This is a genomic window from Paenibacillus sp. FSL F4-0100 (assembly GCF_037993005.1).
Classification (GTDB): domain Bacteria; phylum Bacillota; class Bacilli; order Paenibacillales; family Paenibacillaceae; genus Paenibacillus_AQ.
Map to the genome: position 1 here is coordinate 2,079,880 of NZ_CP150303.1, position 13,590 is coordinate 2,093,469.

At 49.4% G+C, this 13,590-nt stretch carries 9 protein-coding genes; 5 read left to right on the forward strand and 4 right to left on the reverse strand.

What is annotated here, in order from left to right:
• Positions 1-78 precede the first annotated feature (78 nt).
• From MHH48_RS09085 to MHH48_RS09100, 4 genes are all read left to right on the forward strand, one after another.
• Positions 79-4,737: an S-layer homology domain-containing protein gene (locus MHH48_RS09085; protein WP_076320518.1), complete on the forward strand. Its 4,659-nt coding sequence runs from the start codon at positions 79-81 to the stop codon at positions 4,735-4,737.
• Positions 4,738-5,001: 264 nt separating this feature from the next.
• A complete protein-coding gene (locus tag MHH48_RS09090; protein ID WP_076320519.1) occupies positions 5,002-5,274 on the forward strand; it encodes a hypothetical protein in 273 nt (90 codons plus the stop codon).
• A 224-nt stretch (positions 5,275-5,498) separates the two neighbouring features.
• The gene (locus MHH48_RS09095) at positions 5,499-5,672 is read left to right on the forward strand and encodes a hypothetical protein (RefSeq protein WP_179090561.1); all 174 of its coding nucleotides are present in this window, start codon (positions 5,499-5,501) and stop codon (positions 5,670-5,672) included.
• A 689-nt stretch (positions 5,673-6,361) separates the two neighbouring features.
• Positions 6,362-6,619: a hypothetical protein gene (locus tag MHH48_RS09100; RefSeq protein WP_076320520.1), complete on the forward strand. Its 258-nt coding sequence runs from the start codon at positions 6,362-6,364 to the stop codon at positions 6,617-6,619.
• Here the strand turns inward: MHH48_RS09100 and MHH48_RS09105 are convergent.
• Together MHH48_RS09105 and MHH48_RS09110 are read right to left on the reverse strand one after the other, a co-directional pair.
• Positions 6,613-7,152, reverse strand: coding sequence for a GNAT family N-acetyltransferase (locus tag MHH48_RS09105; protein ID WP_076320521.1), 540 nt, complete (start codon positions 7,150-7,152; stop codon positions 6,613-6,615). The genes MHH48_RS09100 and MHH48_RS09105 overlap by 7 nt on opposite strands.
• Before the next feature lie 606 nt (positions 7,153-7,758).
• A complete protein-coding gene (locus tag MHH48_RS09110; RefSeq protein ID WP_076320522.1) occupies positions 7,759-8,523 on the reverse strand; it encodes an aminoglycoside adenylyltransferase domain-containing protein in 765 nt (254 codons plus the stop codon).
• 192 nt (positions 8,524-8,715) lie between these two features.
• Here MHH48_RS09110 and MHH48_RS09115 point away from each other — a divergent pair, with 192 nt between their 5' ends.
• Positions 8,716-9,417: a 4'-phosphopantetheinyl transferase superfamily protein gene (locus tag MHH48_RS09115; protein ID WP_083659534.1), complete on the forward strand. Its 702-nt coding sequence runs from the start codon at positions 8,716-8,718 to the stop codon at positions 9,415-9,417.
• Positions 9,418-9,491: 74 nt separating this feature from the next.
• Here MHH48_RS09115 and MHH48_RS09120 read toward each other — a convergent pair whose 3' ends face one another.
• Together MHH48_RS09120 and MHH48_RS09125 are read right to left on the reverse strand one after the other, a co-directional pair.
• On the reverse strand, positions 9,492-11,066 hold the full coding sequence (locus MHH48_RS09120) for an FAD-dependent oxidoreductase (protein WP_076320523.1): 1,575 nt from the start codon (positions 11,064-11,066) through the stop codon (positions 9,492-9,494).
• Positions 11,067-11,212: 146 nt separating this feature from the next.
• Entirely contained in the window at positions 11,213-13,525 is a 2,313-nt protein-coding gene (locus MHH48_RS09125) for an AraC family transcriptional regulator (protein ID WP_179090562.1), read from the reverse strand.
• Positions 13,526-13,590 lie beyond the last annotated feature (65 nt).

Sequence of the window (13,590 nt, forward strand, 5' to 3'; positions counted from 1 at the left end):
TAACAGAGGGGAGGTGTTGGTTGAATTTAAATGGCACCAAACGGTTCATTCTGAATAAGAGAAGGGTGGTAATCATTGATGTATCGTTTATTTCGCAGGCGGATCGCACTGTTTCTCAGTCTGTCACTGATCGTTTCCCTCATCGTTCCGGTTGGTTCCTCCGCGTTCGCGGATAACGAAATTTCCCCGGCGCAAAGTGCGGGCACGGATCCCGTTACCTTGGTCTCCCAAGGCGGAGAGATTCTGGAGTTCACGGATATCAACGTAGCAGGCGACACAGTGGAAGGGAAAAATGATTACTTGGCGCTGTACACAAGCGGGGTAGCGGTCACGGGTTCCGTATATACCGATGAGGTATGGGTGCCTACGCTTCATGTCGCGGTCTCCGTGGATGCGGGCGGCATCGTGCAGAATGTGGTTGGACCGGACAGTGATCCTCCGACTGCCTGGCATCCGGGTACGCTGCTTCCGATTCCAGCCGGTGGTTATGTTGTAGTGGCTGGCGGCACCAATGCGTGGGATCAATCCGTTTTTCAGAAACCTCTCTTCAATCATAACAAAACGGGAGATTCGGTTAAGCTGATGCGGGCGGGCGAAGAAGTGACTGCGGCTGATTTCCTGCCGGAGCAGCCGGGACCGGGTCCGGGGCCGGATCCGCTACCACCCGAGCTGCATCTGATTACGCAAACGGATACGACCGTGGATATTCCGGTCATTGAGATTGCAGGTTTTGTGGCGAACTATGCCGCTGATCAGGATTTAAGCGTAACCGTTAATGGCGATAAGACCGCACTAACGGCAGATGGCGTGTTTCGGATCAATGTTTATTTGGAACCGGGCCCGAATACGGTTGCGGTAAAGCTGTACAAGGGAGATGGCGAACTGGCAGTTCATACACTGAACATCGTGTACGAACCAATTGAGAATCAGGATTATATTGAAGTCGAAGCGGCGCCGAAGGATATTACGATCGACATTGAAGGCCCGCGCAAGAAGCTGGACTATGTCGACAAAGATGTTACGGGCGTGCCGAACATCGTGGCGATTTTTACAAGGGATTACGGCAGCTCCATCACGATTCCCCAGACCAATGTCGCCGTGCAGGTGGATGTCAACAACCGCGTTTTACGGGTGGTCAATCCTTCGATCAACGGGAAGCCGCCCGTATGGACCGGGCCGACCGAGCTTGAAATCCCCGAAGGCGGTTTTGTGCTGATGGCACAGGACAACAGCTACGCAGGCAATAACATCAAGCGCTATTTGGCCGAGAATTTTAAGGTCGGGGACATGATCAAGCTGCGCAAGAACGGGGAAGTGGTACAGGTGCGCGACATCATGAGCGGCAATGGCCTCATTGCACGGCTTACGCTGGATAATCAGACGATGTATACCGTAACGGAAGGCAGCACCACGATCACGGGGCGCATCGACAACATGGACGACATTACCGCGATCCAACTTCTTGTGAACGGTAACGAGGTGCCTTTTGATGCGGATGGTACCTTTACCCATAACTACACGTTAACAAACGGCACCAATTATATCGAAGTCAAAGTGTTGAAAAATGACATTGAGCAGGATGTGCGTCATCTTGCGGTGTTTGCAAGACCTGATTTTTCCCCGGATAAAGAAGTCATTCTCTGGGTGGACCAGGCTTCCAATGCCAGAAAGTTTAAAACGAGCGAGGATGTTTTGGCATTCTTGCAAAAAGCCAAGGAATCGGGGGTTACTTCGGTCGCATTTGATGTGAAAGGCGTTGAAGGTTATGTCTCGTACAAGAAGAACGATTTGACGGGCAGACCTTATGTCAGCGAGATCAAGGCACCCGAAAAAGCGGGCGCAAGTCCGGATCTGGACTTATTGCAGGAGTTCATTGACCACGGTCATGCGCTGGGATTAGAGATTCATGCGGCGATTAACGTGTTTGCCGAAGGATCGATTGCCCACAACGAGTATGCGGTTCTGAACGATCATCTCGATTGGGAGGAACGTGTATATTTCGCGGAGAACAATGGCGAGATCAAACGACTGCGTGAAAGTAAAAAGCAGGGCTTGGTAGCCTTCGTCAATCCGTCCAATGACGAGGTTCGCAATTATCAGCTTCGAACATTTGAGGAGATTATTAAGAATTACGATGTGGACGGCGTTGTCCATGACCGGAGCCGATATGACAACGAAGGGGCCGATTTCAGCGACGAAACTCGCGTGAAGTTCGAGCAGTTTTTGCAGGCACGGAACAAGCAGCTTGTCAATTGGCCAGACGATATCTTCTACTATGAAAACAATGTTCGGGTATACGGTCCGCTGATTCAGGACTGGTGGGAATTCCGCTCGGGCACGATTCAGAGCTTCTTCGGCGAAGTGAAGACGCTGGTGGATTCTTATGAAGTTTCAACAGGCAGAAAGATCGAGGTATCCTCCTATGTTGGATCCTGGTATGAAACGTATTATTTGAACGGCGTGAACTGGGGCAGCAAGAACTTCCGGTTCGATCCCGCACTCGGCATGCCGGACGAATCGGTGTATACACCGGAATATTATGATACCGGGTATATCGAGTATTTGGATTTTCTGATGATTGGGGCATATCAAACCACCAGCCAGGAAATTCAGAAATATATTACGCTCGGCAATATCGTAACGAACGGGGAAATTCCGCTGTATGCAGGCATTGCCATGAACAATGTGCAGGCACCTGCTGTTCAGCGCGAAGTGTTCCAGGCGGGGCTGAAGTCCACGAACGGACTGATGCTGTTTGACGCATCCCAGGTCAACTGGCCGATCGCGGCGGCTGCTCTCCAAGATAAGGAGTGGGTGAAGGATTATCAGCTCGGCATGAGTTTGCCGGGAAGTCCGGATTCGTTCCTTGAAGGCAATTTCTATAATATCAACCGGATCGAGGGAAACGTTAATGTAATGACGGAAGCCTTCGGTTACTCTACGGGCACGAACCGCTTTGGAGTGGAAGTGGTGGTGGACAATACGGGCCACGTGACCCGCGTGGTCAACCGGAATCAAGCGATCAAATGGAGCTGGGGAGCGCCGGAAGAGAATAACAGCGTTATTCCTCAGGGAGGCTTCGTCATTTCCACCTTGGACCCGTCAGGCACGAGAACGCTGCGTCAGCTCGTTGCCAATGCCTACAATAACGGGGATCAGGTTCGTTCAGCCGTATTAAGTGGGCTGATGGACGACGAGGGCAAAGAGACGCGCGACAGCCAGCTTGCTCTGAAAGGGCTTGTAGAAGTTCTCGGGCCCGGCAAAGCGACCGTCAAGGTGAACGGTGCCGATGCGACTCTGTCGGCCAACGGTGAATTTGCAGCCCATGTTCCACTGCAAACAGGCGTCAATTCGATCACAGTGGACGTATTTGTTGACGAATTCAAAACGAACAGTAAAACGTTTGAGGTTATCCGGACCTCTACCGGAGATGGCGGATCCAATCCGGGGACTCCGGGCGGCGGCTCCGGTTCTTCCGGTGGAGGATCGACAACTCCACCTCCTAAACCATCAGAGCCCGAGCGGTTGAGCATCAAGAAAGAGACAGCACCTGGAGGAGGCGGGACGGTCATCGTAGCGGATGCGAACGAGAAGGGTATGCTCGGCGACGTAGAACGGCTCAGCAAACTGCCCGCGGCTTCACGCGTGCTTACGTATTCCGTGGCCGACGCTTCGGATGCCGTCGTTCTTCACTTGCCGGTGCAGGGGCTGAGCGCTGCGGTTAAGGACCTGCCGGGGGGCTCCATCGTGCTGGAATCCTCCCTTGGCCGATTGGAAATTCCGCTGCATTCGCTGACGGAAGCTTTACAACAACGGGGTACGGCGGAAAGTCTGCAAATTCGCGTCGCTTTAGCTTCGAAAGAAGAAGAGGATCGGGTGAAGGCAGCGTTGGAGTTAGGAGCCTCCAAACTGGATGCAGCGCTTACCATTACATTAGCCTGGAAACAGGGTGACAAGTTATCGGAACTGCCAGCACTGAAGGGAGCTTATGCGAAGTTTACCAGGTCCCTGTCCAGTATCGTCAGTCCATCCCAAACGACGGTGCTGCGATTGGATTCAGCATCCGGCAAGCTGGTCTTCGTACCGGCGCTCATTCACACGTCGAACGGCAAATCCCAAGCGGAGTTTAAGTGGAGGGAGAGCGGGGTTTATTCCGTAGTTTCCCATGCGAAGACGTTTGAGGATTTAAGCAGCCATTGGGCTCGCGAGGACGTTTCGCTGCTGGCCTCAAAACAATTGATCGAGGGATTAAGTGATACGCGTTTTGGTCCAAACGAGTCGATCACGAGAGCGCAGTTCACAGCGATGCTCGTTCGCGCGCTCGGTTTGAAGGATCAGGGAGATCATGCGAGCTTCCAGGATGTGAAGGCAAACGACTGGTATGCAGCCGCTGTCGCTACGGCTGTGGAGCATGGGCTGATCGAAGGCTTCAGTAATGGTACGTTCCGTCCGAACGAGGAGATTACCCGTGAGCAGATGAGTGTCTTGCTGCTCCGTGCACTGAAGCTTGCTGGTACGGATCTGGAGACAGGAGATCCGGATTCCATCTTAGAAGGGTTCAAGGATCGCGACCGCATTGCATCCTGGTCCGAAGAGGCCGTATCGGCCATCGTCAAATCAGGGTTGATGGAGGGACGTTCTTCTGATCGGTTCGTTTCGGAAGCCCATTCTACCCGGGCCGAAGGAGCGGTCGTATTAACCAGAATGCTGCAGATGGCAGAATTCATTAACCGTTAAAGCCAAAGACCCGTTCGATAGTATCGAACGGGTCTTTGGCATACATAAGGCTTTTGAAGTAATATATGTTTTATCGCACGGGAAAATTTTTCGAATAACCCACGAATAAGGAGTATCCTCAAAGCAGCTTTAGGACCCATCTTGGGATGTAGAGGATAACATCAAAAAAGAGAGTAGTATATATAAGCAAGCAAGTGTGAATTTTGGAGTTCCCAGCAGTAGAAAGTGTGAGTGTAATGAATTAGAAGTTCAGGAGGTAGCAGAATGAGTAGAGATTGGCATGAGGATATGGAATATTGCAATAGGTTAGATGACAAAGGTCAGGGTCTTAATTCGCCAGAGGTTTTAAAATACTGGCTCCAGCAAGCAGCAGAAGAAAAGAAACGTGCAGACGAACTCGGTAAAGCAGTAGAAGAAGCCATCGAAATTTGTGAGCAGATGGAGGACTCAGATGACCCCTTAGAGCTCCTTGAACAAGTGCTGATTAAATTGCAATTAGTGGCGTCCTTCCAAGGGAGAAATAAGCATAATACATAATTGTTGGCAATTGATGAAAACAGGAGCCTATATCCTTGGTCGGGGTGGGGGTATATGGTAATATATTCCTATATACAGTTTTACCATAAAGGTTTTTTTAAGGATGGTGTGATGAGCGGTCAGATTGCGGTCCCCGAATTTGCGTATGTATCGTCATTATTCGGTTACCTGTCCTTATTTATTGAAAGGATACATAGCTTGAAAAACGGTTAAAGGAGGCTGAAATGGGACAAGAGAATGAAATACAAGAGCTTAAAGATCGATTGAATGCAGTGGAGCAGCAGTTGGAGAAGAGATCAAGGGGGTTCAAAGCGCTTCGAACAGGCGTAATCATTATACTCGTTATTTATCTGCTTATGGCACTTATTGGGATAATTCAATTTGTAAGCAATGGTTAAAGGCTGCCTATAGGGCGGTCTTTTTCATTTTCTAAAAATTAATCAAGCTTGCGGATTGGGCAGCTCCTGAGCAGGATTTTTAGCCAAACAAAGACGAGGCCAGCTAAAGATTTTGATTCAATACACACATAATTTAGTTGCACCTATCGTTTTAATCCCTTAATAAAAGAACGATAACTCCAATCACAATAAAAATTATTCCGCCAACTATTCCACTTTCACCATTAGAACGTATTTCTTGTGTATTAGTGTCACTCTTCGGTGTACGAGTAAGAAATTTGAGCAATTTGATATTTGGATTTTTATAGTCATATAAAGCCGAAAACAATCATGATGACACCTAATATGATCATTACCATTTAATAATCATCTCCTAAAAAACATTACGTAAAAACCAAAAGGAGGTCCCAATAAATTAGGAAGTGATCGAGATACAATTTAAAAGAACCAATCAAGTTTAATCCCGGTGACTAAAAACAATATAATCCAGCCCCACAGAATCAATAAACGGAAGGGGCGGGGGATAATCAAATACTCCGAATACAATTTGAAATAAGCTTCAAAGGCTCACCTCTTTTTTGATTTAGCGATATTTACTTAAAGAAATAGACCCCCATATCCTTCGCCGGGGCGTGGCAATAGGTAATATATTCCTCTCGATAATTATAGCATAAAGGGGATTGAGGGGAATGGCGATGGCATGGGGACAAGGAGAGCTATTTCCAAAGGTAAATGAAGCGGAGATCCAGCTCACAAATTCAGAACAATTGGCGTGGCCATTGGATGGCGAAACAGCTCGACGCATTGATCATGAGGATCTGCATGCTGATAAGACGGCCAACGCTACGATTCTGATTGAAAAGCAGCGTTGGGTATATCAGAGATATCAGAGATATCAGTCTTATACTCATCGGCTCCGCAGTGCATTCTTCCCGCTAGTTCAATAAAGATATCCTAAAAAATCCAGATTTCCTTTACTCCAATCGGTCTTTCCTACTTCCTTAATCATTAATTCATTCATTTCCTCAAAACCTATTCCATTTGTTAACTGAGTTTCATCATCAATTTTCAACCATTTACACCTGTTCTTCACTGGTTTATATCCATTTCTCAAATACAAGGTCATGTTATCCGCAAATAAAAGTGTAAAGTCAATATTTCGTCCCACAGAAAACTTGTCAATTTCTAAAAGAAGCGTTGAACCTAGTCCTTGGGAGCGTGCGCTTTGTGAAACACATAAATCAATTACTCCTAGTACTCTTATGGGTTTCCCATTTAGATTCATCACCCTGTAATCTAATCCAACATGTCCTATCAGCTGATTTTCTTGGTTGAAAGCTAGAAATCTAACATGCGGTAATTGCTTAAAATAAATTCTATCTCTAGGATAAACTTCTGGGAAACTATCAATTAATAATTCTTGTATTTTTGCTTCTAATTCATTATTTATATCATATTCAAATACTTTTTCTAACTTCAAATTATCCCTCCTATTTGTTTTAACTCTTTTCTACAACAGGAAGCTATATTGCTTCTATGAACTATCCTGTCCGTTAGCTTAATAATTCATCTCCTAGGCAGTATGGGCATTTTGTCACACCAAATGCGTGTTACATAACATCCGTGGGTTCAAGTTGTTCAGGCTGAACTGGACCGTAATAGAAGCAAAATGAGGAGTCTCTTGAGCGCATGACCGCATACGGCGGGCTTCCACCGAATACACCGTCTGATGCTACCAGTGAGGACGGCGATGATGATGAAATCGGAAAATTACTGGTATCATCCCAGATCTGGGTGAGCGAGATAAGCTATTGTAGGAGCTGCAGACGGTGCTAGAACAGAATTTGATAGGCGGTTGAGCCATCCGACAAAGTGAATGAAGTTATTCTCAAGCACATGTACCGCATCGGGAAGAGGCAGGCTGGCAGGCTAAGCGGTGATCATAACTGTTATTGTAGACTCTGGCGGAGCGAAAAGTTATGTCCACCAGCCATGTCGCTCGGATATGTGTGCCGGGAGCTGAAGACAATCAATGCCGAGCAGTGTAGCTTGCCCGGTTAAGACGATCAGCCCGCGATACCCGCCCCTATTCCAGTTCCTTTCGGATCAGCTCCAGCATATCGCCGGCAAACGCGATGAGTTCATTGGGAGAGGAATCCGCAGGATTCTGGGTTCCGTCGCTATATTGATGCAAGGCACGCTTGATAATCGGATGATACTTGGAAGGAAGCGTGCGCAGGCCCCATTCACCGCCTTCTTTTTTGGAGGAGACAACGCCTTCCTTCAGATAGTACAGCACCCGGCACAGGTTTAGCGTGTAGTACATAGGGGAGCCGGTGATGTCTTGTACCGCACCCTCCACGTCATGGAGGATGGCTTGTATGTAATGCTGCCGGTCAACGGATGTAAAGACCTCGTGAACCGGTTTGCCGTACAGGGCAATGCCCCGATGAAAGATCACGGTGTAATGGGCGGCCAGGTCGGCGTCTTGGAACCCGCCGCATAGGTAATCGTCATCGGTCAGGTACTTCTCGCGATGAAAGGCGGAATAGTGGAACTCGAATGGAGGCGGATAGACGGTCTCCTGCAGACTGGATTCCAGGACAAGGCTCAGCTCCAACCCCTGTTGATTGGGCATACCATCGTGGAACGCTATGATTTTTTTGGCCAACCGCCTCATATGATCCCGGGTCAGCTTGTCCTCAACCACGACCAGCAGATCGATATCGCTTGTGTCCGGGTTGAAGCAGCCCATAGCTAACGAGCCGTGCAAGTAAATGCCAACCAGATTGCCGCCAAGCTCCTCCTTAAACAAATCGACCGCTTGATCCAAAACCCATTGCGTGTCCAATTGAAACCCCACCTTCACCTAGTATGATATTCATCCATTATGTTCGGGGATTCTTTTCTTTGTCAATTAATCGATCCGTTCGTCCGTTTATACTTGGAATTGGGGCAGGGAGTCTAATAAAGCAAGCAGGGGATTCAAACATACATATCGAAGTGAACACGTGACTATGTTTTTTGTTGAAAGGACGGAGTTATGAATACTTTTCATGATGACCAACCAAGCCATATCGAGGTTTACGCAATCCAGAATTCGGACCAAATTCGCGATGAGACGTTCCGTGCCTTGTTCCAGACGTTATCGCCCGATCGACAGGACTATGTGTCCAAATTCAAAAGAGCGAGCGATTACCAACGGTCGGTGCTCGGTGATGCCATGGTCCATCGAATCCTTCGGGATAAGCTGGGACTTGATCCGATGCATATAGAAATCATAAGGAATGCATATGGAAAGCCATCCTTAAAGAATCATGACAATCTGCATTTTAACGTCTCCCATTCCGGGCATTGGATCGTGTGCGCCGTTAGCCACGAGCCGGTTGGGATTGACGTGGAGAAAATGGAAGCCATCGATATGGATATCGCCAAACGCTTTTTCCATAAAACCGAGTTTAACGGGCTGTTACACTGTGATCCTTCCGTTCGGCTTTCCCGCTTCTTTGATCTATGGACGTTAAAGGAAAGCTATATCAAGGCCGTCGGCAAAGGCCTGCATTTGCCGTTGGATTCGTTTGCATTGGAACTGCTGGAAGGGGAGTGGGCACCTGTGCTTGGCGAGAACGGAGAGACCTATTATTTTAAACAGTATGCGGTGGAAGAAGGTTACAAGCTGTCGGTGTGCGGCATTAGCTGTCATTTCCCTAAGAACGTCCAATTCGTAACCGCTGAGGAGTTATGAACGGAACCAGGAAAAACCAGCCCAAGGACGATGCCCTTGAGCTGGTTTTTTAGCATTTCGATTGTAGTTGATGATCAGACAGGACGCAGTGCCGGCCATGCCAGCTCGATTCCTTCGCTGACGAGCTTTTGCTGGAAGCTGGCCAGTCTTTCTTCATCGCTCCGCACATCCGTCGGCAGAATATCATGGTCTAGGCAATAGCTGACACAGTATCCGGCGGCCTCGCCAATGTTCCATTCTACGGGATGCAGCCGGTAGCAGCCGTTCGTAATGTGGGTTACCCCGATGTTTTTGCTGGCGGCCAGAACATTCTTCATCCGTTTCGGAATTAAGCTGCCCAGCGGGATTTGGAACGGCAGGGACGAGATATCAATGTAAGGGCGCTCGCCCGTGCTCGGATGCAGATCGATCCGGTAACAGCCGATGCCGACGGAATCAGGGAATGTTTCCGAAGCTCCGTCCGGCCGTGATTCGGTTGCCACATGCTGCTCCAGCACCGTAAACTCGGCCTGAATTCTTCTCGACTCACGGATGTAAGGATACATGGCCATCCCGTCTTCCGTTCCGACCACATCGGGACGCAGGCGCAGCCCGGGATAACCCTTCCCGCCGTCCGGCCGCGGCACCTCGGTCTGCAGCCAATACAGCAGGGACAAGCTAAGCTGCTTGGCTTGGTAGATATGATGGTCAGCCTCTTCCTTCGGAACATCGATAATGGAGCCCAGCCAGTAGTCGTTCTGCGGCCAGTTCACTAGAGACACCGAGCTTTCGAACGTACCTTCGGCGAAATGCTTTGGATCTAGGATTTGCCTGTATTGATAGAGCGGGAACTTGCCGTGCCCCTGGAATATCTCATACTCGATCGGCTCATTGGTCGACGGCTTGACGGCGGTCAGGCTTAACAGCTTATCTGGCCAGAATTCGGGTTTATACTCTCGCCAAAAATCGTAAAGGGCAGGCTTTTCGATGGTGTGGTCCTCACCCTCCAGATAATCCACGGCAAAACAATACGTAAAGCCCTGCATGTCCTGCGGCAGCGGATCGCCGTCAACGGCATGCGGTTCCCCTGTCTGGGACTTGGACTCGGCGCCGGTAACATACTCGATACCCGCCAGCGGAAGCAAATCGCCGAGCTCGGTGGCATCCACGAAGAACGGGGCGCGGAGCGCGATTTGATCCTGCGTTTCAAGATGACGAACGGTTACGCTGTTCACGCGATCCCCTGAAACGTCGGCAGACTCTGCCGCATACTGATACAGGATCGTAAGCCGTCCGCTGTGAATGTACGGGGCCAGCAATTGATGCAGCACGGCGAGAGCCGTGCGCGGCTCATGGCACAGCCGGCTGACGATGCCGCTGCCGGGGTTCAATTGCACATCGGATCTGGCCTTGGGAGTCATGGGGAAAAAATCGCGGTAGTACTGGCGGACACCTTCGCGGAACTGCCGGTAGCTGCGCGTGCAGCCAAAGGATTCAATCCACGGATGCTCGTCGGGCGGAACCGCCTGGCTGGTTAGCTGTCCCCCGATCCAAGTGGTCTCTTCGGTCATGATGACCGTCTTTCCTGATTTAGCGGCGGCAAGTGCGGCGGCTGTTCCCCCGGTCCCGCCGCCGAGAATGACGATATCGGCCTGCATTTCTCGTATCATTGACAGATTCTCCTTTTGGGATAGTTTCATAAATGATCCACAAGATCAGCACAACAAGTGACTATTCTAATTGTAGGTTCTCTCCTGCAGGAAAAGTACGGGACATAGGTGACCTTTTTTGGTAATCTGATGCCGTTTTACAAGGTTTATTGTCCGGTTTTGTATTTGCCGCGATATTGCCCGGGCGTCATCCCCTCCAACTTACGGAAGGACCGGATAAAGTTCTGCGAATTGTTATAACTCAGCTTCTCCGCAATATCCTTAATGGGCATATCGGTTTCGACAAGCCATTTCTTGGACATTTTGAAGCGGTACTGGGACAGGTATTCGCTGAAGGACATATTGGTCTCTTTTTTGAACACGCTGCTTAGATAAAAATTGTTGTAATGGAGGCGCGAAGCACACTCCTCGAGCGTAATATTGCGGTCAAACTCATTACGGATGATCTCGATCATCTGCTCGGAGAGATTTTGGTATTGAGAGTCCTGACGATCCCGGAATACACTGACCATCGGCCGGATGATGCGGGATTTAAACCAGCTTTCGATATCATGATTGGTGTAGAGCCGAAGAAGTTCCTCCACAAGAGAGCTGTCCCGGATGTCGAGCTGCTCGAGCATGATCCCATTCTCCTGCATCACGATCATCAGATCATTCAACAGCCGGATGAGCGAGATTTGATAATCATGCGGGGTCCGATCCTTCCGAAACACTTCGTGCAGCCACTGCTTCAGAAGCTCCACGGCTCGATCTTCATCGGCCAACTTGATGGCATCAATCAGCTCGTTCTCCACCTGCATCGGGTAGAAATAGACCCGGGTGTGCTTGCCCGAGTTCAGGCTGAAGTAAGGGATAATGACACCGGTCCCCAGCTTGATGCGGTGTTTCAGGGCTTCGAGCCCTTCCTGGTAAGCGCGTGTTGTTTTGGATAGGTTCCCGTAAGGCAAACTGATGCCGATGCTGACCTCTAGATCGAGAAAATTGCGCGTTGTCTTCTGGATCTCTTCTGATAACGTATAGATATAGTCGTTGAATGCTTCCAGCGTGATACCGCCTCGTCCGATGAGCGTAACCTGCGTGAGATCGATAATGACAGAGGGGAGACGATGGGAGGAGGGGATCATCTCCTCAATGATATTGTTGATGGCAAACAGCAGCAGATCACGATCCTTGCGTTCATAGCGGGTTTCGTCCAGCATATCGATCTGAAGGGTAAATACCGCCAGGTGCTCCCAAACGGATATTTGCTCCTTGAAGCCGAACAGCTCGATCTGCTCCATCACTTCGGGCGGACTGATCTTGCCCAGGAACAGTTTATGGAGGAAAAAGGTGCGCACCTGCTGGCTGGTCTGCCGAAGCTCGCTGCGGAGCTTGGTGTTCGAATTGAACATATCCCGGATATGTTCGTCGATGATTTGCAGCTCGCTCTTTTTGTTGGCTTGGATTTCCGGCAAACGCTCCACGATATTTTCAAAAATGTGCCGGATGGGTGTGTACATTTTCCGCGTTCCAAGCCATACCAGCAGAATGCTGAAACCGATCATCAGCATGCAAATATACAGCGTAAACCAGCCGATGGAGCGGGACTCCTTCGTAATGACGGACATTTCGGTAAAGGAGGCATACAACCAGCCGTTAAAATCGGACCGGACGTACGTAACGGACACCGGCTTGTTGTCGATCCTCGTCTCGAACTGCCCCGATTTATTGTCAAAATGGCCCAACTCCGCCTCCTCATACCCGGTATCGGTCAGATATTGCCCGAGCTTTCCTTGCTCGGGATGTACAACGATCCGGTAATTGTGGTCCAGAACCATTACCTCCCGGGATTCGGAAGGGGTATCCATCATAGCGGCGAGACTGCAGCTGGGAATGGTGGCGAGCGCGACACCCCGGGCGCTGGAGGAAGAGAGTGGCATTTTCTTCACAAGCGCAATCGTGTAGGGGCAGGCATAACTGAGTGTATCGCTGGACCCGAGGGATTCCGTTTCAAGCATCACCCAATTGGAGTTCCCATGAAGCTCCATAAGCGTCAGCAGCGCATCCTTGGAAGCGTATTCATTAAATTCGTACATGCCCCGGTTATTGATCAGCCAGTTGGTTGTCGTATTCGCAAGGATGACGTCCGTAACCTTCGTCTCGGGAGATTGCAGTAGACTCATCTCTTCTCTCAGCTTGTTATACAATTGGAAGTCATAGTAGGAAAGGGGCCGATACAACGCGCTTTGCAGAATATTGGAATTAATGACGTAATTCAGTGTATAATCCACGGTCCGCAGCACCTGTTCGAGATTGCTGTTGGTTTGATTCATAATCTGGATATTGCTGCTGTTGACGTGGTTTTGAACGGAGGTGGATGATTTCATGAACGAGAAGAAGCCGAGGGCCACAAGAGGAATGATGCTGATGAAACAGCCGAACAGGACCATTTTAGAATAATAGCTACTTTTTGGATGCAATAGATACACCTTCCTGTTTAACAAAGTGTATAATCATTGTATGGGCAACCCGGGTTACATTCAAT